Below are 20,722 nucleotides of genomic sequence, written 5' to 3' on the forward strand. Positions count from 1 at the left end.
TTTGGTTGTCAAAAAGCGAGTTTTGTAACCTTGGTTACTGTAAAAGTGTTATATCCTTAATACTTTTATGATGTAGTTGAGGTAAGGTTACAAAAATTAAAGAAATGAAAATTGAACAGATTTATACAGGATGTCTGGCCCATGCAGCTTATTACATAGAAAGTAAAGGAGAAGCTGCCATATTTGATCCATTGAGAGAGGTAGAACCCTATATTGAAAGGGCAAAAAAAGATAATGCCTTAATAAAGTATGTTTTTGAGACTCATTTTCATGCAGATTTTGTTAGTGGTCATTTAGATTTAAAGAAAAAAACCGGTGCAGAAATTGTTTTTGGCCCTACTGCCAAACCCGGATATGAGGCTACCGTTGCCAAAGACAATCAAATTTTCAGGGTTGGCGATTATCAGGTTAAAGTGATTCACACCCCGGGGCATACTATGGAGAGCACTACCTATTTGTTAATTGATGAGAATGGAGAGGAGCATGGCATAATAACCGGTGATACATTATTTATTGGAGATGTTGGCAGACCAGATCTTGCCCAGCACGTAATTTCTGAACTTACAGAGGAAAAACTGGCAGGGCATTTATACGATTCACTTCGTAACAAAATAATGCCACTAAAAGATAATTTGATTGTTTACCCTAACCATGGGGCTGGTTCTGCCTGTGGAAAAATGATGAGTAAGGAGACAACGGACACTTTGGGGCATCAGAAAAAAGTTAATTATGCGCTTAGGGCTAATATGACAAAAGATGAGTTCATAAAGGAACTGCTTACGGGCTTAACAGCACCTCCGGGTTATTTTCCACAAAATGTTTTGATGAATATTAAAGGATATGAGAGTCTGGACACCATTAAAGAAAGAGGGGAAAAACCTTTGTCAGCTGATGCCTTTGAAGTAGCTGCAAATGAAACGAAGGCTCTAATGCTGGATACGCGCACACCGAGAGATTTTGCAAGAGGCCATATTCCTAATAGCATAAATATAGGCCTGGATGGAAATTTTGCACAGTGGGTTGGAGAATTGATACCCGATGTAAAACAGGAAATTTTGTTAATAACCTATCCGGGTAAGGAAGAAGAGGCCATAACCAGACTTTCAAGAGTTGGTTATGACCATACTATTGGTTACCTGGATGGTGGATTTGATGCATGGCAAAAAAGTAAGAAGCAGGTTGAAAGAATTAAAAGGATAACTGCAGAACAATTTGAAAAGGCATATTTTGGAGAAGGACCACTTGCCTTTGATGTAAGGAAAAAAAGTGAATTCGATTCCGAACATGTCATTGGTGCCATCAATATTCCTTTAAATGAATTAAATCAGCATCTTTCTCAATTTCCTAAGGATAAACCCTTTGTGCTTTATTGTGAAGGAGGCTATAGAAGTATGATCGCAGCATCCATGTTAATGCAGCGGGGTTGGGACGATTTTGTTGATGTCTCTGACGGATTTGATGAAATTAAAAAAACAAAGGTTGAGAAATCGGAGTATAAATGTCCGACAACCATGTTATAAAAATTTGTTTTAAAGTTTGTTTTGGTTGATTGTTTCGGGAATGGCCAAATTATATTTGGTCGTTCCCTTTCCAACCAGAACGTTTGAATTTATTTAAAAAACTATATTAATGTCATTATTTAAATCGTTATTCGGTTCTAAAGCTGAACTATCAGATAAATTTGAAGTATTGGAGGCATCCATGTATAAGGAGGCTATCTCAGACCCGAATGTGCAGTTGGTTGATGTAAGAACTGCCAGGGAATATCAACGGTGGCATATTGGAAAGGCCATAAATATAGATTTCTTTAATACGGGAGATTTTCAAAAATCATTTGAAAAATTACAAAAGGACAAACCTGTTTATCTTTATTGCCAGTCCGGAAACAGAAGTCAAAAGGCGGCAAGAAAACTTATTGAAATGGGCTTTGAAAAGATTTATGATCTTAAGGGTGGAATTTTAAGATGGCAATAGTGTTATAATTACCTAAGTAAATAAATAGAAATTATGAAGGCATCCGTAATAATTCAAAATCTAAAGTGTGGTGGTTGTGCCAAAACAATCATCAGTAAGCTGTCAGAAATGAATGCTCTTTCTGATATTGATGTGGATATAGAAACGGCGACTGTTCATTTTACCTGTGAAAATATGGATGATGCCATTCTAGTCAAGGATAAACTTAAATCAATTGGGTATCCTTCTATTGAGTATAAAAATTCGGTTGCCGCCAGGGCCAGATCTTTTGTAAGTTGCGCCAATGGTAAAATGTCGAAATAATGAAATACGTGTTTCTAATTTCCCTGTTCGTAGGTTTAACTGCATGCAAAGACTCGCCCAAAACAACCATTCAGGATTCCAAAAATATCTCAAAAACACATGTATTAACTAATCAGTCTCTTATAGGCCGGGAATTGCTGGAAAAAGAGTGCTACCCCTGCCATAATCCCAAAACCCCGCATCAAGAATTGATTGCACCACCTATGATTGCAATTAAGAAGCATTATCTTAAAGCAACTGCTTCCAGGGATGAATTTGTAAAGGAGATTATGAACTGGGTAAAAGGCCCCAATAAGGAAAATTCTAAAATCCCGGGAGCCCTTAATAAATTTGGTATTATGCCTTATCAAACCTTTCCAGATCAAACAATTTCTCAAATTGCAGAATATTTATATGATAATGAAATTGAAACACCAGATTGGTTCCAAAATAGCAGTGGTAAGGGAAAAGGCAAAAGAAAAGGACAGCGAAAAGGAAGTGGTATGGAGAAATGCTCAGGGGCTTGCATGAGCAATGCTAAAGGTAAGTGTAAGCATATGCAGCAGGCTGAAACAGACACACTTGAAAAATTTAAACGCTTAGGTAAGAAATACGCATCTGCCTCAAAAGCTGCATTGGGCAAGAAGTTGATGTCAGCCATTGCTAAAAATGGCCCGGACGGCGCTGTCGAATTTTGTAATATAAATGCACTATCGTTAACAGACAGTCTGTCTTTAACATACGGTGCTCAAATAAGACGTGTTACTGATAAGCCCCGGAATCCATTGAATAAAGCAAGCAGCAGAGAGCTAATTCATATAGAAGACTTTAAAGAGAAACTTGCAACCGGTAATGCCCTGGAACCTGTTCTGGATTTAAATAAAGATGGACAGGTAACTTTCTATTCCCCTATAATTACAAATGCCATGTGCCTCCAATGTCATGGAAAGCCGGAGGTTCAGATTGTCACTTCCACTTTATCCAGACTGGACATGCTTTATCCAAAGGATATGGCCCGCGAATACAAGGAAGACGAGGTCCGGGGAATCTGGGCCATAAGTTTTAAGGAAAACAATTAAAGGGTATTTACTTAATCGCCATCTTTAGGTTTTCCAAAACCATATAAGTTCTGATGTACAAAATCATGTGGGAACTTATCATCTCCGGGGAAACCAAGCTCAATGGTTCCGCTATCTTCGGGAACATGATTTGTCTTGAAAATATAGTCCCAGAGACTTAAGCTGATCCCGAAATTAATACCATATTTACCTTCTGGTAAATCCATTGCATGATGATATAAATGCATTACCGGGTTGTTTAATATATACTTAAAAGGACCATAGGTAATTTTAATATTCGAGTGGTTTAAATGACCAATGGCAATTGCAAAAAAGTGAACTATATAAGCTTGTTCGGGTTCAAATCCTCCCAAAATCATTACACCAAAGGTTTTTAAAGGTTTGTACAGTATATTCTCCATCCAGTGGTATCTAAGATGTGCCGCAAATCCCATTTCTTTGACAGAATGATGCACTTTATGAAAATTCCATAAGAATGAATACTTGTGAAGCAGAACATGTGTAAACCATTGTACAAAATCCAGAACAATAAAAAACAAAAGTAATTGCAGCCACATGGGATATGCCGAAATATCTACAATAGCAAGACTTTTAGAGGTAATACCCAAATCACTGAATAAGGCTTCCAATAATTTATAGAATCCACTTATGGCTATGGCGAACATGAAAAAATTAAAGAACATGTAAAAAGCATCCAGCCAAAAATCTTTTCTAAAAATAGATTGATCCTTTCGCCAGGGAAAGAGGATTTCCAGAATCCAGACTACCAAAGAAATAGCTACCAGGCCCCAAAAATAATTGGTATACCAGGGCACTTCGAACAGAATGGACTTCCAGGTCCATTGAACACTTCCCGTAAAAGCTGAGACAAACGCATCGATATATTTTTCCATAACTTTTTATTTTATAACATTAAACTATCTTTTTCATAAGGTAAATCATTAAAATAACTCCATTCTACCCAGGATCCGTCATAATTCCTGACATTTTCAAAACCCAACAATTCTTTTAATACAAAGGTAGTTAAAGATGATCTGTAACCGGTATGGCAATAAACAACAACTGTATCTTTTAAATTCATTTCCAGGACGTTGTATATTTCCTGCAATTCTTCAGCAGACCTGAACTTTTTACTATTTCTGAGGTCAATCGCTTTTGCCCAATCTATATGAATACTATTTTGTATTCTCCCCGCTTTTGATGCCCCTTTTTTAATGAGGGTTCCATTGTATTCTTCTGAACTCCGGGTATCAACGATACGAATATTACTGTTCCGGTTGCCCAGTAAGCTAATTAGTTCTTCCTTATCAATCCACAAATTTTCATTGCTTTTTTCGGGAAGGTAGAATTGGGTAGGAGCATATGATACTGGTTTTACAGTAAGTTTTTCACCTGCCCCGCCCCAGCAGTTTAAGCCGCCATTTAATATCTTTACAGAATCAAAATCATAGGATTTTAACAGGCACCATAAACGGGCTGCATCATATGATCCCTTATCGTCATATATTACGATTAGATCGTCATTTTCAATGCCTAACCTGCTAAATAGCCGCTCAATATTTTCTTTATCTGCTCTCATTCCTTCGTAAGGGAGTGAATTATCAGAAATATCCGTACGCCAAATATTTATTGACCCATTTATATGCCCTGCCCGATAATTCTCAGGACTTCTGAAATCAACTATTTTTAAATTTTCATCTTCAAAAATTCCAGCCAGTTCTTTTGCCTCAATAAGATGTTCCGTAGAAGCATAATTTGTTAAGACACTGTTTTGTGTTTCATTGATTCCTTTACAGGAGAGAAGCAATATATATAAAGCGGCATAAAGACTAATTCTCAAGATCATACCATTCAATATTTGATAATACTTCACGTCTTCCTTTTTTCTTTGGGGGGTAATTTGTAACCAGATAGTTTACAATGACTTCCTCATTATTTCCCAAATCCCATAAATTTTGTGTTTCCTGCATCCATCTTATGGTAGCTATCCAGCGTTCTTCATTCATTCTGTTTTGGGTAACCAGTTTTGCAGAATGGCAGTTAGTACAATTATTTACTACGGTCATTAATCCGTCGGCTTCAATAAGCCCGGTTCTGACATGTATGCCATTTTCAATTTTGTCAAAATCGTCCGTTTCCGGAATAGCGACATATTCAGGCTCAACTTCAGTTACTTTTTTCCGGGTCCAGTCAGGATTAGACACTAACAGGAGGATTCCTATTGCAGCCACAATGAATAAGCCGAATAAACCCGCCATAAGTCTGTAGATGGCTTTTACCTGTTGTTTGAACTTGGCGTGATCCTGCATTTATGTAACCTTTATTGCGATTCTGTGACATGCGTTATTCAGGTACCCCTTTGGGTTCCAGCCCGGTAATAGCATGGGTTGACTTATGCCCCTGGAATCCGTTGCCCTTGCCCATATTTCATAATACCCTTTCTTTGGAAAGTCTATGGAAGCGCTAAAATGTTGCCATGCCAATCTGTTTGACGGTTTTTCTATGGGGCAGGTCTGCCAGGTGGAACCAAAATCTATAGAATATTCCATTCGTTCTACTTCAAGTTCTCCGGCCCAGGCATGTCCGCGGATATCCAGTTTTTTACCCTTACTGATCATAGCCCCGGATTTTGGATAGGTAATCAATGATTTTACCGGCATGGATTCAATAATACACATATCTTCCTCTTTAACCTTTTCTCCCGGTGCCACCGGATAACATGGAACCCTGTAAGCGTCTCCGGTCATTTTTGTACCATCATGAACTTTATTTCGTATGCTGATTCCATTTAACCATTTTCCCGAAACAGAAGCGGGCCAGCCTCCTGCTACCAGTCTTATCGGGTAACCATGTGCAAGCGGAATATCCTCATTGTTCATTTTAAAGGCAAGCAGGGTTTCTTCCTGAAGGGCCTTTACCATAGGAGCACCCCGAGAAATAGGTTCTTTCCCCGGATCCCTGCTCAGATGCACATCGGCCGCGTGATAACCAATATAAACCGCATCGTCATTTATACCAACATCTTCGAGAACGTCCTTTAGCCTGACACCGGTCCAGTTGGCACAGGAAACGGCACCTACCGTCCATTGGTTTCCTTTTGCAGGCGGGTCGAATTCGCTTCTGCCGTTGCCTCCGCATTCCAATGTCAATTGATAGGTATATTGTGGAAATTTGGATTTTAATTCGGCCAGAGTATATGTTTTCTTCTGAGCTGCAGATTCCCCATCAAAAGTTATAGTCCAATTATTTATGTCTATATTTTCGGGGATTAACCCATTGTTTCGTATAAACATAAACTTGTTAGGCGTTACTTTATCATCCAAAAGGTGGGCCTTAGCCTCAATATTCCATGGTTTGTCGTTCAATATTTCCATTCCCGTATCCTTATTGAACATTTTAAAAGGGTCAGGGTCCTGCAGAGCCAGTGGTTTATAGCCTTCCGGCAGAACGGCGCCAAATACAATATCCGCGCCTATTACTGACGCCATGGAACCTAAGGTTGCCTTTTTAACAAAGTTTCGTCTTTTCATTAGATTAGTTTATATCCAAAGTAATAAAATTAAGAATTTATTTAATAAAGTACATGTAACAAATGTTACCGTACTTAAAATTGACTCTGATTAAATCCAGGTAAATGTAAAATCTTTCCGTTTTGCAACTCCTGTCCGTTTTGTAACTCATAGAATTGTAAGTACGGATAACAAATTATTTCTTTTTGGAATAGACTTCATTCTATTACTAAAATTAAGATTTTACAACTGCTTAAATTCTTTAGACAAATTTTTCCGCTTGTAACATATGTTACTGAAAAACACTGTATTTAAAGAGTCTAGATGATTTAGATCATTGTTCTTGATTCATTGGTCCATTAGGTTTGTAACATTATTAATTATAAATCTCAATACCATGAAAAAGATATTTTTTTTAGTTGCGTTTCTGGTTTTTGGATCTATTTTTCTTACAGCCCAGGAAAGGGATCAGGATAGAATACAGGATCAGGACCGCACAAAGTTAGTAATGATTAATGGTGAAATGCTGGAATTAAGAGATCGCGCAGAAATGCGTCTCAAAGAAAAACAGACTTTATCAGATGGGTCTGTGGTATCTCCCGACGGAACATATGAGACATATGATGGTTCCCGATTGAAATTAAAGAATGGTGAATGCTTAGATGGTGATGGCATTAAATACAGAAATGAGTATCAGTACCGGTACAAGGTAAGTCAGGAAAATAAAGGATTAACCCAGGATCAAATTAGGGAAAGAAATCAGAATAGGTTGCATTATACCATGGTTGATGGAGAAATGTTTTTGGTAAGGAATCAGAGCCAACGACGTTTGGAAGAAAGTCTGGATCTTGGAAATGGAGTAGTAGTAAACCCTGATGGAAGTTTTCAAACCAGAGATCAAAAAAGATTGCGTTTGCATGACGGACAATGCCTGAATGAATATGGTCAAATGTTCAGTAATATGTATCAGTACCGAAAAATGATACTTCAAAAAAATATGACCCCTAATAAAAAGATGATTAAAAAAGGCGTTAAAAAGCCTACCGCCAAAAAAAAGAAAAAGATTACAAAATAGGAATCATAAGGGGTTCCTCTTGAAATAAGTAGGAGCCCTTTAAGCATTTAAAGTAATCTAAAATGAAACTTCGACTCACTTTTTATTTCATAGTATTCTCGTTTGCCCCTCTGCTCCTTATGGCACAGGATCCTGTAAAAAATAATATTAACAAGGCTGAAGAGGGCTTTTCCTATTTTTTAGCAGATGTCAGTTACATCAATGACTATGTTTTTATGGGAAGACGCGATTCTATTGCAGCCCCTTATCTGATTCCTTCAATAGGGTATTACGATAAATCGGGGTTTTTCGCTGATGCCTCCCTGTCATTTCTAACTGCATCTGAAGCCAGTCGGGTTGACCTTATTTGGCTCAGTGCGGGTTACCTCTTTAATGCAAATAAGTTTAGTGGAGGTATTTCCGGGACTGCTTACTTTTTTAATGAGGAAAGTAACAATGTCATGTCGTCTGTTGTTGGTGATCTCACAGGGATTATTGGTTATGACTTTAAATTACTTGAAACTACCCTTTATTTAAGTACTTATTTTAATGATGGTAGCAAAAATGATTTTATTGGGGGCTTAATGTTTGACCGCACATTTTATGCTATCAATAAAAACCTTTTAATTAACCCGAGGATTTCTTTTTATGCAGGGTCACAATATTTTTATGAGCAATACTACAGTAACAGCCGTCTGGGAAACAGAAAAGGCAAAGGTATGGGTAATACTGGTTCCGGAGTATCAGATTCCAATATGGTTAACATTGAAGAAGTTCAAAAATTTAATTTTCTTAATATAGAACTCGAAATTCCATTGCAATACAATTACAAGAAATTTATTTTTTCATTTAACCCTATGCTGGCGTTACCCCAGAGCAGTGCAACCATTTATAGTGAAGACACTTTAATTACAGAAGATTTAGAACCCGTTTTCTATTGGTCGGTCGGGGTAAGCTACTGGTTTATACCTTAATTAATGTATCTTTAATGTAAACCATAAGGCAGGCATATGATCATTCATAATTTTGGAGCTGAAAATTCCTTGCTCAATCAATTTGTCGCAGAACTGAGAGATGTTAATATTCAAAAGGATTCCATGCGTTTCCGAAGAAATATTGAACGAATTGGGGAAATCCTAAGTTATGAATTAAGCAAAACCCTTAATTATAAAGTTAATACAGTTCAGACCCCTTTTGGTCATAAGGCTATGTCATTGCCTTTAAATAATCTTGTGTTGTGTTCCGTACTAAGAGCTGGCTTACCTTTACACCGCGGCTTATTGAATTACTTTGATAAAGCGGAAAACGCATTTATTTCGGCTTACCGGCATCATCCAGGCGAGGGGGATGAATTTGATGTCATAGTTAAATATTTTGCGGCACCAGCTTTGGGGGGTAAAACCCTGATACTGACAGATCCAATGCTGGCTACGGGCAAAACATTGGAGAATGTTTTAAACGCCTTAAAAAGCCATGGCCAACCCAAACAGATACACATCATTTCTGTTATTGGTTCTAAAGCGGGGATTGCGTATGTAAAAAGCGTTTTCCCTGAAAATACGCATTTATGGATAGCTGCGATTGACGATGAATTAACCGGTAAAGGATATATAATACCCGGGCTGGGGGATGCCGGGGATCTGTCCTACGGAACCAAACTTTGAAATTTCGTTCAGCGATGCTGAAATATGCGGCTCAATTTATATTTTTCCTTTTCCATTAAAATATTCAGTTACATTATTCTGTAACATTTGTTACCGGGTTTTGGTAACATTGGTTACGGTCTGCCCCTTCTTCAAAGTCTAATTTTGCTGCAAATTAATTAGTTGATGAAGAATACATTACAAATACTGGTTATGCTGAGCGCATTTTTTATAAATGCTCAAAATAGTGTCCTTATTACCAAAGGAGAGGTTATGAACAGGGTGATGGAGCACAATGCTACCTTAAAGATCACTGAAAAGGATATAATAGCAGCTGAAGGGGATTACAGACAAACCAATGCAGTGCTATTGCCTAATATTAGCCTTTCACATACCGGTATTGCTACCAATAATCCATTGATGGCTTTTGGAGTGAAATTAAATCAGCAAATAGTAACACAAGCTGATTTTAACCCTGACCTCCTTAATAATCCGCGTCAAATTGAAGATTATGCAACCCGGTTTGAGATTCAGCAACCCCTGTTGAATTTTGATGGATTTTACCAGCGCAAGGCGGCCAAAGCTAAAATGACAGCCTCGGAATATCAGTCTGACCGGACGAGGGATTATCTCGTGCTGGAGGTAGAAAAAGCATATATGCAATTACAGCTGGCTTACAAAACCGTAGAGGTCCTGGAAAAAACCAGGGAAGCTGCAATGGAAAACAAAAGGCTGGCAGAGAACAGCTTCAAGCAAGGGTATCTTCAAAAATCTGATGTCCTCGCTGTAGAAGTTCGTGTAACCGAAATTGATAATCAATTGCAATACGCAAAAAGCAATATTCACAATGCCTCGAATTACCTCTCGGTTATGATGAATGATTCTACTTACCAGATATTGACCCCAGCCGATTCACTAAAGATTTTTGCCAATCAATTTTCTATGCAAAATGTGTCGGAAAACAGAAAAGATATTTTGGCAATGGAATCAGCCAAGGAGGCTTATTATCAAAACTACAGATCAGATAAAATGAGTTTTTTGCCTAAGCTCAATGCTTTCGGGTCATACGAGCTCCATGATGACCAGGTGTTTCAGGGAGGTTCAGACAGCTATTTCTTTGGTGCAGAATTGAGATGGGATGTTTTGAATGGTACAAAGCGCTTTGGAAAAGCACATAAAAGCAAAGCGGAGTTTGAAAAGGCCAAATTGGAATTAGAGCAATATAAATCAGAGAGTCAGGTAGAGCTCAATAAAGCGAGGCGTATGCTTCAGGATACAAAAAATAATCTGGAGCTTACGACCCTCGCTCTAAACCAATCAAAAGAAGCGCTAAGAATACGCAGCAACCGTTTTGCACAGGGGCTGGAAAAAACATCAGATTTACTGATGGCGGAAACACAATATGCTCAGAAACAACTGGAATATTATTTCACGATTTTTCAGCACAATTCTGCGGTAGCCTACATGGAGTTTTTAACAAAGGAATAAGTACACAATGAACTATAAAAATCGAAATATGCAAAAATTATATTTTTTACTTCTAATACTTCTTGTCGGGAGTTGTGGGAAAAAAGAGCAAAAAGAACAGGAAGTAAATGATTCTGTTATTCCGGTAACGGTAAAAACGGTTGGGGAAATTGACGGTCCCGCTATGATTTCCACAAGTGGAAAAATAGAAGCTGTTAAAAGCGCCAACCTAAGCACCAGAGTGATGGGACATGTAGATAAGATTTATGTCAGGATAGGGGATAAGGTTTCCAAAGGTCAACTTTTGTTGAGTATTAATAACCTGGATCTGTCTGCAAAGCTAGCTCAGGTAAACGCAGGAATAGCCGAAGCCAGTGCTGCATATGATAATGCAGAGAAAGACCTGAAAAGATTTACGGTGTTGTTTCAGGAAAAAAGTGCAACCCAAAAAGAACTTGATGATATTACCGCCAATTTCAGGATGGCAGAAGCGAGACTTGAAGCCGCCAGGCAAATGAAAAATGAAGTAAATGCCCAGTTTTCCTATGCGGATATACGTGCTCCTTTCAGTGGCGTAGTAACCAATAAGTTCATAAAACAGGGAGATATGGCTAATCCCGGAATGCCTCTTATGGAGGTAGAAGCTCCGGGCCATTACCAGGTGTTGACTCTGGTGCCGGAATCTGAAATAACAAAAATCAAACAGGGTATGGAAGTACAGGTTGGTTTGAACTCACTGGAGATGAATATCCCGGGAGAAGTTGTTGAGGTAAGCAGTTCATCAAAAAATACAGGCGGACAGTACCGTGTTAAAGTGGCATTATTGGAAACAAACGCACCTATTTTAACCGGGATGTATGCCACGGTAAAATTCCCCATTAAAGCGGATGATCAGGTAAAAGCGGCTTTGATACCCAAAGAATCAATTGTGCATAAAGGGCAGCTATCAGGAGTGTATACAGTAAGCGAAAGTAATACAGCGCTCCTCAGGTGGCTGCGTTTAGGACGTTCCTATGGGGATAGGGTTGAGGTTTTATCCGGCCTGTCAGCCGATGAAAGTTTCATTGTTTCATCTGATGGAAAATTATATAACGGGGCTAAAATAGCCATAAAATAGACCCGGTTAGGTTTATTTACCTCCATCGGGAAAAGAAGTTCATAAAGCAATACAAATAATATGAAAGAAGGATTAGCAGGGAAAATTGCAAAGTTGTTTATAGGCTCTAAACTAACAGTACTCCTAATGATAGTTTTTATGATCATTGGGGTTTATAGTTCCTTTTTAATTCCGAGGGAGGAAGAACCACAGATTGATGTTCCCATTGCCGATATTTTTGTGGGATATCCGGGGGCGAGTCCAACCGAAGTTGAATCAAGGGTTGTAAAACCACTGGAAAAACTTATCTCGAATATCAAAGGAGTAGAATATGTTTATTCTACTTCTATGAAGGAACAGGCTATGGTTATCGTCCAATTTTATGTGGGGGAGGATATTGAGAGGTCTTTCGTTAAACTTTATAATGAGATCAACAAGCATATGGATATCATGCCACAAGGTGTGACATTTCCGCTGGTGAAAACCAGGGCTATTGACGATGTGCCAATGCTGGGATTGACCCTGTGGAGCGAAAATTATGATGATTACCAGCTGAAACAGATTGCACAGGAACTTTCTGATGAAATTGAAAAGATTAATGACGTTTCTGCGATCAAAAAAATTGGGGGTAGAAACAGGCAATTAAGAGTCGTGCTGGACAAGGACAAAATGGCTGAAAGCGACCTTGATTTCCTTGCTGTTGCCCAAATGATAAAAGCCAATAACAGCCAACTTAGCGCTGGTACTTTTGACAAATATGACACCGAGTTTACCGTTACCACGGGAAGGTTTCTGGAAACTACCGAGGATGTTGAAAACCTTGTTGTAGGAATCCAACAGAATCAACCCATATACCTCAAACAAATTGCTACCATATATGACGGGGCCGAATTACCCAAAAATTACGTTTCTCTTGGCTTTGGTCAGGCAAGCGAAAAGGCCGGTTCATATAATTCAGAATATCCTGCAGTTACCATTTCCATCGCTAAGCGAAAAGGCGCGGATGCGATGAAGATTTCCGATATCATTCTGGAAAAGGTAGACCATTTAAAACAAAATTTGATCCCGTCAGATGTCCATGTGGAAGTTACGCGTAATTATGGCGAAACGGCTTCTCAAAAAGTATCAGAACTTCTTATGCACCTTATTGGCGCAATAATAGCGGTGACATTTGTGGTTATGTTGGCAATGGGCTGGAGGGGAGGCCTGGTTGTCTTCTTATCCGTTCCAATTACTTTTGCTCTAACACTTCTGAGCTACTATATGCTGGATTATACGCTGAACAGGATTACTCTTTTTGCCCTTGTTTTTGTTACAGGTATCGTTGTAGATGATTCCATAATTATTGCCGAAAACATGCATCGTCATTTTAAAATGAAACGCCTGCCTTTCAAACAAGCAGCGCTCTACGCAATAAATGAAGTTGGTAACCCCACAATTTTGGCCACATTTACCGTAATTGCATCGGTTTTGCCAATGGCTTTTGTATCCGGATTAATGGGCCCGTATATGTCTCCAATGCCAATAGGGGCATCTATAGCCATGATTCTGTCTTTGTTTGTGGCATTGACAATCACGCCGTATCTCGGCTTTATTTTTCTGCGTGAAAAAGAAAAAAAAGGGAAGAAAAAAGAAGAGAAACAACTTAATGAAACCTTCATTTACAGAATTTATGAAAAATTTGAAAAACCCTTATTAGAGAACAAGAAGAAACGCTGGATATTTCTTGGAATAACCTTTTTGCTCTTGCTTGCTTCGGTAGGTATGTTCTTTACAAAATCAGTGGCGGTAAAAATGTTGCCCTTCGATAATAAAAATGAATTTCAGGTAGTCATAGACATGCCCGAAGGCACCACACTTGAACGAACTGCCGTTGTTGCCAAAGAAATTTCTCAGTATCTGAATACGCGTCCGGAGGTCGTTAATTATCAAAGCTATGTAGGTACTTCAGCTCCTATTACTTTTAATGGCCTGGTACGCCATTATGATTTGCGGGGTGGAAGCAACATGGCAGATATCCAGGTAAATTTGATAGATAAGCATGACAGAAGTGCTCAAAGTCATGAAATAGCAAGTCTTCTCCGACCTGAAATTCAAAAGATCGGTAAAAAGTATAATGCAAATGTAAAGGTGGTGGAAGTCCCACCGGGACCACCTGTGCTATCAACAATTGTTGGAGAAGTTTATGGACCTGACTACAAAGAACAGATTGCTATTGCTAACCAGGTACAAAACCTTTTAAATAATACGCAGGATGTTGTGGACGTGGACTGGATGGTGGAAGCAGATCAGACAGAATATGAATTTATCATAGATAAACAAAAAGCGATGCTTTATGGGGTGGCACCTCAACAGATCACCCAAACTTTGAATATGGCACTTTCAGAGAAAGCAATAACGAGTTTATATGATGAAGATGCATCAAACCAGGTAGGCCTGGTGCTTGCTTTGGATGAAAAGGAGAAATCCACGATAGCTGATATTTCTCAACTCAAGGTTAAATCCGGCATGGGAACGATGAATACCATTGGAGATTTGACAGAAATAGACAAAGGCATAAGTGCAAAAAGTATTTACAGAAAAAACCAAAAAAGAGTAGTCTATGTCATTGCCGACATGGCCGGCGAACTGGAGAGTCCGGTATACGCCATCCTGGGAATGACAGATAAATTGAATGAAATTAATATTCCTGAGGGATACGCTCTGGAAGAACTTTATATAAAGCAACCTGATTTTGAAGATGATTACACCATAAAATGGGATGGAGAATGGCAGATTACCCTGGAAGTTTTCCGGGATTTAGGAATTGCGTTTCTTGGCGTAATAGTTATTATCTATATTTTAATCGTGGGTTGGTTCCAGAATTTCAAAGCTCCTGTTGTGATGATGGTGGCCATTCCACTGTCCCTTGTGGGGATTGTATTAGGACATTGGATGCTGGATGCATTCTTTACAGCTACTTCTTTTATTGGGATGATTGCATTGGCCGGAATTATGGTAAGGAATTCCGTCTTGCTTATTGACTTTATTAACCTGCGCGTCGGAGAAGGCGCTCCCTTAAAACAAGCGGTTATTGAAGCAGGGGCGGTTAGAACAACTCCTATTCTATTAACTGCAGGAACGGTTGTCATTGGCGCTTTTGTCATTCTTTTTGACCCAATTTTTCAAGGCCTGGCTATTTCCTTGATGGGGGGTACAATTGCGTCCACCGTGCTGACATTGTTAGTGGTGCCACTGGTATATTATTTAATAGAACGTAAAAATCACAAAATATGAAACTACTTATAGTCACTGTAGTCGAGCAATACGAGGAGGCCATTCTGGAACTTTTTAAAAAAGCCAATATTGAAAATTTCAGTGGCTCAGATATCGACGGATACAAACAACAGGCATCTCTTTTAATTACCTCGAATTGGTTTCCAGGTGTTAAAGGAGGTGTAGAATCCAGTCTGTTTTTCTCCTTTACCGAAGATGAAAAAATAGACTCCCTGTTTGAATTAATTAAAGTGTTTAACGAAAATTTGGTAACTAACAACCCTATTAAAGCGATAGTAGTTCCCATAGAAAGATCAATTTAAAGATAATTAATATGAAAAACAGAATTGTCAGGGCTGTAGCCGGAACCTTTATTCTGCTAAGCCTGGTGCTTGCTATTTATGTCAATATTAATTGGTTGTGGTTTACTGCCTTTGTTGGGTTTAACCTTTTGCAGTCATCATTTACGAAATGGTGTTTAATGGAGGATATCTTAACTAAATTCGGAATCAAGGATTGATTTTATTCTTTTCCGATTTATATCAAAATTGGTAAATTACGGCTCTTTTTAAGAGGTGCCAGCCCCGGTTATTATGCTATAATTAATTCAAATCTTATCAAAAAGCAAGCTTAGAATTATTTAGTAAGTTATAATAACTTTTTATAACTTTTAAAGTAAGGTTTATCCTGAAAATCCTACTTTTATGGCATACTAATTACAGTTATATATTTAATCATGTCAGAAAAAAATGAACGTGTTAAAACACTCATACTAGGTTCAGGTCCTGCGGGTTATACTGCCGCAATTTATGCTGCGAGAGCAGATTTAAAACCTGTTATGTATACCGGAATGGAGCCTGGTGGGCAATTAACCACAACTACGGAGGTCGATAATTTTCCGGGTTATCCTGAAGGAATAGACGGACCTACAATGATGGTCCAATTACAGCAACAGGCAGAACGTTTTGGAACAGAAGTTCGCATAGGAATGGCCACTGCAGTTGACTTCAGCAATGAAGTTGGAGGGATCCATAAAGTAACTATAGATGATTCTAAAGTTATTGAGGCAGAAACTGTTATTATTTCCACAGGCGCAACTGCAAAATATCTGAATATTCCCAGTGAACAGCGGTTACGTGGCGGGGGTGTTTCGGCCTGTGCGGTATGCGACGGGTTTTTTTATAAAGGACAGGATGTGGCAATAGTAGGTGGTGGTGACACTGCAGCGGAGGAGGCTTCTTATCTTGCGAATATTTGCAATAAAGTAACCATGTTGGTCAGGAAGGATTATATGAGAGCCTCCAAGGCTATGCAGCACAGGGTTGACAGCCTTCCGAACATTGATTTGAGATATAATTCCGAGGTGGATGAAATATTGGGGGATCAGGTAGTTGAAGGATTACGAATAGTAAATAATAAAACCGGGGAAAAAGAAGAAATTCCCATTACCGGATTCTTTGTCGCTATAGGGCACAAACCTAATACAGAAATATTTAAAGGGCAGCTTGAGATGGATGAAACGGGTTATCTTATAACCCATGGCAAATCTACCAAAACAAGTAAACCGGGAGTTTTTGCCAGCGGTGATGTCCAGGACAAGGAATACAGACAGGCTGTAACTGCTGCAGGAACAGGCTGTATGGCAGCCTTAGACGCAGAACGCTATCTTGCGACTATAGAAACACCTCAGGAAGTCTCCTGAAAGCAAAATATAAATCTTAGCTATAAGAAAAAACCGCTGTTTTAACAGCGGTTTTTTTAGTGGGATATTTAATCAATCCGTTTGTAGTTTTCAGAAAATGTGCGATTGCCGTCGGAGTCAAAAGATATCTGACTAAATGTGTCATCTTTCAATTCCAGTTCAAAAGTAAACTCGCGTAAAGTATCAAGGGCCTGCATCATGTAGTAATCGCCATATTCAATGGTTTCTATCAGGTCTGTATCTGTTATCCTGTAAGAACCGAAACCAAACCTCCCAATAGTATCATTTGGATCGGTCCGGGACCACATTACATTCCCGTGATAATACATTTTAACTTGTCTGTAACCTTTCTGTAAGTTGGCTGTATCTACTACCTCCTGCCCATCATAGTTATAAAAGCTCTGCAGTTCCCAGGTGCCTTCCATGGTATGCATTGTGTTAGGTTTCAATGACGTAAGTGCGGCAACACTTATAAGGAGTGTAATCACTAAAACCAATCCCAGTAATTTCTTCATGTTAGTGTATTTTAATGTTTTTCTTAAATATATCTTAAAAGTTACAATTTTTTTACGAAACCTGAAGAAAATCAAGGAATAAATTGTGAATTGTAAACGGGCTGTAACCGGATTAATACTTAATCGTAAAAAGAATTAATTAGTGCTGTAAGAAGTGCAATGTCTTTCTCAGTATGGGAGGCCGTTAAAACGATCCTGCTTTTTAGGCTGGCTTCTTCTGAGGGATAGTTAAAATCAGTAACAATGATTCCGTTGTTATACAAAAATTTTGTCAATTCAGGATTGGAATAACCAAATACAGGAAAACCTTCTATATAGCTAAAATTTTTACTATCAGTTATTTGATCAAGGAAAAGCTCCATATTATAATCCAAAGTTCTTTTCTTGGAGTTATAAATTTCCCGGGCCTGCATCAATGTAGCCATACTTGCCGGTGACGGGGGAGAGGCTCCGGCATAAAAGTCGGTTTTCACAATCTCTTTCAACCTTGCCCTTGACCCAAAGATCGCCCCTGCATCAATACCTAAGGCTTTACCCAAAGAGCAGCAAATTAACAGCTCTGATGGTTCTAAGGCCGAGAGGATTTGGAAGGCACCACTGTTTTCCGGGCCTATTTGTCCTAAGCCGTGCGAATCATCCGCCACAAGAATACATTTATTTATCGGGAGTGAAGTTAATCCTTGAAATTGTGGGTAATTGTAGCCCGAAAAATCTATGGAGTCTAAAAGAATTATGGGTATCACGTCTTTATTTGATGACAGATGGTCCCTTAAAGCTATATTCAATGCTGAATAAGTAATATAAGGTTTTATGTTCGATTGGTATAGGGCAGAATGGCTGTTTGGGGTATAAAATAACCTATATTGTGCCGAGCTGAACAAATTGCATAGCAATTGGCCCGCAAGATATCCGGAAGACAGCGTTACGCAGTCTTCACAACCAACCCAATCAGAAAGATGACTTTCTGCGTCTCTGTACACCGATAACTGAACATTGGATTTTCTGGAAGCACCATAGCCGGTGCCATACTTCCTGATGTTGGCGATAAAAATATTCTGAAACTCCCTGTCAGTTTGAATTCCAAAATAAGAAGTGCCACCAAAATAAAGAAATTTCTTCCCCCTGGTTAAAATTTCACGGCCCGGAAAAGAATCTATTATAGAGATCATACCAATAATTCTATTCCACTTCCATTTATATCGGGAAAAACCACCCGGCCGGTTTCTTTGATTTCAACACCTTTGGCAATATCCTCAGCCAATAACATTGCCCCATCCATATCTACATAATCCAATTTTGGTAATAGCTGTGCGATGGCAGAAATTCCAACCGTAGACTCCGTCATGCAGCCCACCATGACTTTTAAATCTAACTCCTTTGCTTTGTCAATCATCCGCAAAGCTGGTGTTAGCCCACCACATTTAGTCAGTTTAATATTTATTCCATTAAAATGGAGCCAGCATTTTTCGACATCACTTTCTACAATACAACTTTCGTCTGCAATTACCGGAAGTACACTTTGGTGAATTACTTTCTCCATACCTTCCCAATCGCCGGCCTTTAAAGGTTGTTCCAAAAACTCAACACCCAGTTCTTTCAGCAATGGGGCATTATGAATTGTTTCTGCAGCGGTCCATGCACAATTGGCATCAATCCTGAATATAGCTTCTGTGTGTTTGCGTAACTCTTTAATAATGGCCACATCATTTTCTGTTCCTAACTTAATTTTGTAAATAGGCCAGGGCTTTTCTTTCATTTTGGCGACCATTTTATCTATGGTATCAAGGCCAATAGTATAGTTGGTGACCGGATAATTCTCAATAGCCGTACCCCAAACCTCATACAATGGTTTACCTATGATTTTTCCGTATAAATCATGGGCAGCAAGATCTAAGGCACATAAAGCAAAGTTGCTTAATCCCTTTGATGAAATAAAAGAGTAAAAATCTTCTGTAGAATTAAAATCGAAGGCCTCTATTTCCCGGCGAATGCCTTCTATTTCCGAGATCATGCTATTGCAGCTAATATTGTAATAAGGATTCGAGGTTGCTTCACCATATCCCGTGCAATTATCAGATGAGAGAGAAACTATTAAAGTATCTTGTGAATTATGCGATTCCCTTGAAATAGTAAAGGTGTGCTTCAGGGTCAGGGTGTACTTTTTTAGCTTGAGATCCATTCATCAATTGTTTACTACGAATATAAATAAATCCCATATATGTCAAACTAAAACCCCGGCAAGAATACCGGGGTAAAAATAACAATGTTCAGGTAAAGGTATATTGTTCCGTATTGGGTAAGCGGTATTAGTTTTTGTGGACGCTTCCGGAGACAGATTTTTTCATTTGAACTGTTGCGTCACCGGTATAGGATATATCTCCGCCGCTGCTTGCATCCGCAATGAGGTTTTCAGATACATTAACAGAGATATCGGCTCCACTGCTTGCATCGGCATTGCAGCTTTGGACTATAAAGTCCCGTGCTTTAATATCTGAACCACTGCTGGCATTTGCATAGAGCATATTGGCTTCCCCGGATACTTTTATATCTGCACCACTGCTGCTATTGGCATTAACCTCATCTGCACTTATTTCTACCTGCAGATCAGATCCGCTGCTCGCATTCAAAGAGATTTTGTCAGATTCAATAACGGTTTTTCCAACCAAATCAGCACCACTGGAAGATTCCAGTCCGGTAATATCAGGCAAAGAAACATATATTTTTTTGGTGGCTCTACCGATATTTTCAATGGCATGTATTTTTAGTTTGCCGTCTCGGATATCTGTTCCTATCAGGTCGATAATATTTTCATCTGCTTCAACGGTAATTCTAAAATCCTTTGCCTGGGTAACATAAACATCCAGACCCTCTGATGCAGATACAACGGTAAACTCTTCAGTTACCTCTCTCTTGTCTTCGGCAATAACACCATTTCCCTTCTTGCCGTCCCCAAAGTTAATGTCGAAGGCACAGGAGGATAGAAAAAGTGCCAGGATAAATGCGATTGTAATTCTTGCTAATGTTGTCATGATAGTCGTTTTTAGTAACCGCAAAAATTGCGGGTTTTGATTTAATGTTTACTTATTTAATTTGATTGATAAAATTCTTTGTTTCTTTTTAAAAAAATAAAAAGGAATAACCCAATT

21 protein-coding genes are annotated in these 20,722 nt (G+C 38.8%); 13 read left to right on the forward strand and 8 right to left on the reverse strand.

The window, feature by feature from the left end; translation table 11 throughout:
• Positions 1 to 104: 104 nt before the first annotated feature.
• The 4 genes from G504_RS0102885 (at position 105) to G504_RS0102900 (ending at position 3,335) form a co-directional block, all read left to right on the forward strand.
• Positions 105 to 1,520: an MBL fold metallo-hydrolase gene (locus G504_RS0102885; RefSeq protein WP_019668632.1), complete on the forward strand. Its 1,416-nt coding sequence runs from the start codon at positions 105 to 107 to the stop codon at positions 1,518 to 1,520.
• Between the two features lie 109 nt (positions 1,521 to 1,629).
• Complete coding sequence (locus G504_RS0102890; RefSeq protein ID WP_019668633.1) at positions 1,630 to 1,974, forward strand: rhodanese-like domain-containing protein; 345 nt, start codon at positions 1,630 to 1,632, stop codon at positions 1,972 to 1,974.
• Positions 1,975 to 2,007: 33 nt separating this feature from the next.
• Positions 2,008 to 2,277, forward strand: coding sequence for a heavy-metal-associated domain-containing protein (locus G504_RS0102895; protein WP_019668634.1), 270 nt, complete (start codon positions 2,008 to 2,010; stop codon positions 2,275 to 2,277).
• Positions 2,277 to 3,335, forward strand: coding sequence for a Tll0287-like domain-containing protein (locus tag G504_RS0102900; RefSeq protein WP_019668635.1), 1,059 nt, complete (start codon positions 2,277 to 2,279; stop codon positions 3,333 to 3,335). Before G504_RS0102895 ends, G504_RS0102900 begins: the two co-directional genes overlap by 1 nt.
• A gap of 11 nt (positions 3,336 to 3,346) precedes the next feature.
• On the opposite strand, the gene G504_RS0102905 is transcribed toward G504_RS0102900, so the two are convergent.
• The 4 genes from G504_RS0102905 to G504_RS0102920 are packed head-to-tail and all read right to left on the reverse strand — an operon-like array spanning position 3,347 to position 6,865.
• A complete protein-coding gene (locus G504_RS0102905) occupies positions 3,347 to 4,228 on the reverse strand; it encodes a sterol desaturase family protein (RefSeq protein WP_019668636.1) in 882 nt (293 codons plus the stop codon).
• An 11-nt stretch (positions 4,229 to 4,239) separates the two neighbouring features.
• Complete coding sequence (locus G504_RS18205; protein WP_019668637.1) at positions 4,240 to 5,181, reverse strand: sulfurtransferase; 942 nt, start codon at positions 5,179 to 5,181, stop codon at positions 4,240 to 4,242.
• Entirely contained in the window at positions 5,165 to 5,644 is a 480-nt protein-coding gene (locus tag G504_RS0102915) for a hypothetical protein (RefSeq protein WP_019668638.1), read from the reverse strand. Before G504_RS0102915 ends, G504_RS18205 begins: the two co-directional genes overlap by 17 nt.
• On the reverse strand, positions 5,645 to 6,865 hold the full coding sequence (locus tag G504_RS0102920) for a sulfite oxidase (RefSeq protein WP_019668639.1): 1,221 nt from the start codon (positions 6,863 to 6,865) through the stop codon (positions 5,645 to 5,647). It abuts the gene before it with no gap.
• Positions 6,866 to 7,241: 376 nt separating this feature from the next.
• Here G504_RS0102920 and G504_RS0102925 point away from each other — a divergent pair, with 376 nt between their 5' ends.
• From G504_RS0102925 to trxB, 9 genes are all read left to right on the forward strand, one after another.
• Positions 7,242 to 7,919 carry a DUF6799 domain-containing protein gene (locus tag G504_RS0102925; protein WP_019668640.1) on the forward strand — a complete coding sequence of 226 codons (678 nt, stop codon included), beginning with the start codon at positions 7,242 to 7,244 and terminating at the stop codon, positions 7,917 to 7,919.
• Positions 7,920 to 7,981: 62 nt separating this feature from the next.
• A complete protein-coding gene (locus G504_RS0102930; RefSeq protein WP_157473017.1) occupies positions 7,982 to 8,872 on the forward strand; it encodes a hypothetical protein in 891 nt (296 codons plus the stop codon).
• A 36-nt stretch (positions 8,873 to 8,908) separates the two neighbouring features.
• Entirely contained in the window at positions 8,909 to 9,562 is a 654-nt protein-coding gene (gene upp, locus G504_RS0102935) for a uracil phosphoribosyltransferase (protein WP_019668642.1), read from the forward strand.
• A gap of 165 nt (positions 9,563 to 9,727) precedes the next feature.
• On the forward strand, positions 9,728 to 11,029 hold the full coding sequence (locus tag G504_RS0102940) for a TolC family protein (protein ID WP_019668643.1): 1,302 nt from the start codon (positions 9,728 to 9,730) through the stop codon (positions 11,027 to 11,029).
• A 28-nt stretch (positions 11,030 to 11,057) separates the two neighbouring features.
• Complete coding sequence (locus G504_RS0102945; RefSeq protein ID WP_026348357.1) at positions 11,058 to 12,125, forward strand: efflux RND transporter periplasmic adaptor subunit; 1,068 nt, start codon at positions 11,058 to 11,060, stop codon at positions 12,123 to 12,125.
• A 60-nt stretch (positions 12,126 to 12,185) separates the two neighbouring features.
• Positions 12,186 to 15,380, forward strand: coding sequence for an efflux RND transporter permease subunit (locus G504_RS0102950; RefSeq protein ID WP_019668645.1), 3,195 nt, complete (start codon positions 12,186 to 12,188; stop codon positions 15,378 to 15,380).
• Positions 15,377 to 15,682 carry a hypothetical protein gene (locus G504_RS0102955; RefSeq protein ID WP_019668646.1) on the forward strand — a complete coding sequence of 102 codons (306 nt, stop codon included), beginning with the start codon at positions 15,377 to 15,379 and terminating at the stop codon, positions 15,680 to 15,682. Before G504_RS0102950 ends, G504_RS0102955 begins: the two co-directional genes overlap by 4 nt.
• An 11-nt stretch (positions 15,683 to 15,693) precedes the next feature.
• Entirely contained in the window at positions 15,694 to 15,879 is a 186-nt protein-coding gene (locus G504_RS0102960) for a YgaP family membrane protein (RefSeq protein ID WP_019668647.1), read from the forward strand.
• 216 nt (positions 15,880 to 16,095) lie between these two features.
• Positions 16,096 to 17,061: a thioredoxin-disulfide reductase gene (gene trxB, locus G504_RS0102965; protein ID WP_019668648.1), complete on the forward strand. Its 966-nt coding sequence runs from the start codon at positions 16,096 to 16,098 to the stop codon at positions 17,059 to 17,061.
• Positions 17,062 to 17,129: 68 nt separating this feature from the next.
• Here trxB and G504_RS0102970 read toward each other — a convergent pair whose 3' ends face one another.
• The 4 genes from G504_RS0102970 to G504_RS0102985 all read right to left on the reverse strand — a co-directional run bounded on the left by G504_RS0102970 (position 17,130) and on the right by G504_RS0102985 (position 20,605).
• Positions 17,130 to 17,576, reverse strand: coding sequence for a hypothetical protein (locus tag G504_RS0102970; RefSeq protein ID WP_019668649.1), 447 nt, complete (start codon positions 17,574 to 17,576; stop codon positions 17,130 to 17,132).
• A 119-nt stretch (positions 17,577 to 17,695) separates the two neighbouring features.
• Positions 17,696 to 18,745, reverse strand: coding sequence for a PLP-dependent aminotransferase family protein (locus G504_RS0102975; protein ID WP_019668650.1), 1,050 nt, complete (start codon positions 18,743 to 18,745; stop codon positions 17,696 to 17,698).
• The gene (locus G504_RS0102980) at positions 18,742 to 19,755 is read right to left on the reverse strand and encodes a dipeptide epimerase (protein ID WP_019668651.1); all 1,014 of its coding nucleotides are present in this window, start codon (positions 19,753 to 19,755) and stop codon (positions 18,742 to 18,744) included. Before G504_RS0102980 ends, G504_RS0102975 begins: the two co-directional genes overlap by 4 nt.
• 127 nt (positions 19,756 to 19,882) lie before the next feature.
• Positions 19,883 to 20,605: a head GIN domain-containing protein gene (locus tag G504_RS0102985; protein WP_019668652.1), complete on the reverse strand. Its 723-nt coding sequence runs from the start codon at positions 20,603 to 20,605 to the stop codon at positions 19,883 to 19,885.
• Between the last annotated feature and the right edge of the window lie 117 nt (positions 20,606 to 20,722).

Source organism: Eudoraea adriatica DSM 19308 (assembly GCF_000382125.1).
Classification (GTDB): domain Bacteria; phylum Bacteroidota; class Bacteroidia; order Flavobacteriales; family Flavobacteriaceae; genus Eudoraea; species Eudoraea adriatica.

Bases quoted from the DNA above. Each gene is read 5' to 3' on its own strand.
- G504_RS0102955 (WP_019668646.1), top strand. From the start codon at position 15,377: ATGAAACTACTTATAGTCACTGTAGTCGAGCAATACGAGGAGGCCATT.
- G504_RS0102900 (WP_019668635.1), top strand. From the start codon at position 2,277: ATGAAATACGTGTTTCTAATTTCCCTGTTCGTAGGTTTAACTGCATGC.
- G504_RS0102980 (WP_019668651.1), bottom strand. From the start codon at position 19,755: ATGGATCTCAAGCTAAAAAAGTACACCCTGACCCTGAAGCACACCTTT.
- G504_RS0102930 (WP_157473017.1), top strand. From the start codon at position 7,982: ATGAAACTTCGACTCACTTTTTATTTCATAGTATTCTCGTTTGCCCCT.
- G504_RS0102920 (WP_019668639.1), bottom strand. From the start codon at position 6,865: ATGAAAAGACGAAACTTTGTTAAAAAGGCAACCTTAGGTTCCATGGCG.
- G504_RS0102915 (WP_019668638.1), bottom strand. From the start codon at position 5,644: ATGCAGGATCACGCCAAGTTCAAACAACAGGTAAAAGCCATCTACAGA.
- G504_RS18205 (WP_019668637.1), bottom strand. From the start codon at position 5,181: ATGATCTTGAGAATTAGTCTTTATGCCGCTTTATATATATTGCTTCTC.
- G504_RS0102925 (WP_019668640.1), top strand. From the start codon at position 7,242: ATGAAAAAGATATTTTTTTTAGTTGCGTTTCTGGTTTTTGGATCTATT.
- G504_RS0102985 (WP_019668652.1), bottom strand. From the start codon at position 20,605: ATGACAACATTAGCAAGAATTACAATCGCATTTATCCTGGCACTTTTT.
- G504_RS0102960 (WP_019668647.1), top strand. From the start codon at position 15,694: ATGAAAAACAGAATTGTCAGGGCTGTAGCCGGAACCTTTATTCTGCTA.
- G504_RS0102945 (WP_026348357.1), top strand. From the start codon at position 11,058: ATGCAAAAATTATATTTTTTACTTCTAATACTTCTTGTCGGGAGTTGT.
- trxB (WP_019668648.1), top strand. From the start codon at position 16,096: ATGTCAGAAAAAAATGAACGTGTTAAAACACTCATACTAGGTTCAGGT.
- G504_RS0102890 (WP_019668633.1), top strand. From the start codon at position 1,630: ATGTCATTATTTAAATCGTTATTCGGTTCTAAAGCTGAACTATCAGAT.
- G504_RS0102905 (WP_019668636.1), bottom strand. From the start codon at position 4,228: ATGGAAAAATATATCGATGCGTTTGTCTCAGCTTTTACGGGAAGTGTT.
- G504_RS0102940 (WP_019668643.1), top strand. From the start codon at position 9,728: ATGAAGAATACATTACAAATACTGGTTATGCTGAGCGCATTTTTTATA.
- G504_RS0102895 (WP_019668634.1), top strand. From the start codon at position 2,008: ATGAAGGCATCCGTAATAATTCAAAATCTAAAGTGTGGTGGTTGTGCC.
- G504_RS0102950 (WP_019668645.1), top strand. From the start codon at position 12,186: ATGAAAGAAGGATTAGCAGGGAAAATTGCAAAGTTGTTTATAGGCTCT.
- upp (WP_019668642.1), top strand. From the start codon at position 8,909: ATGATCATTCATAATTTTGGAGCTGAAAATTCCTTGCTCAATCAATTT.
- G504_RS0102885 (WP_019668632.1), top strand. From the start codon at position 105: ATGAAAATTGAACAGATTTATACAGGATGTCTGGCCCATGCAGCTTAT.
- G504_RS0102975 (WP_019668650.1), bottom strand. From the start codon at position 18,745: ATGATCTCTATAATAGATTCTTTTCCGGGCCGTGAAATTTTAACCAGG.
- G504_RS0102970 (WP_019668649.1), bottom strand. From the start codon at position 17,576: ATGAAGAAATTACTGGGATTGGTTTTAGTGATTACACTCCTTATAAGT.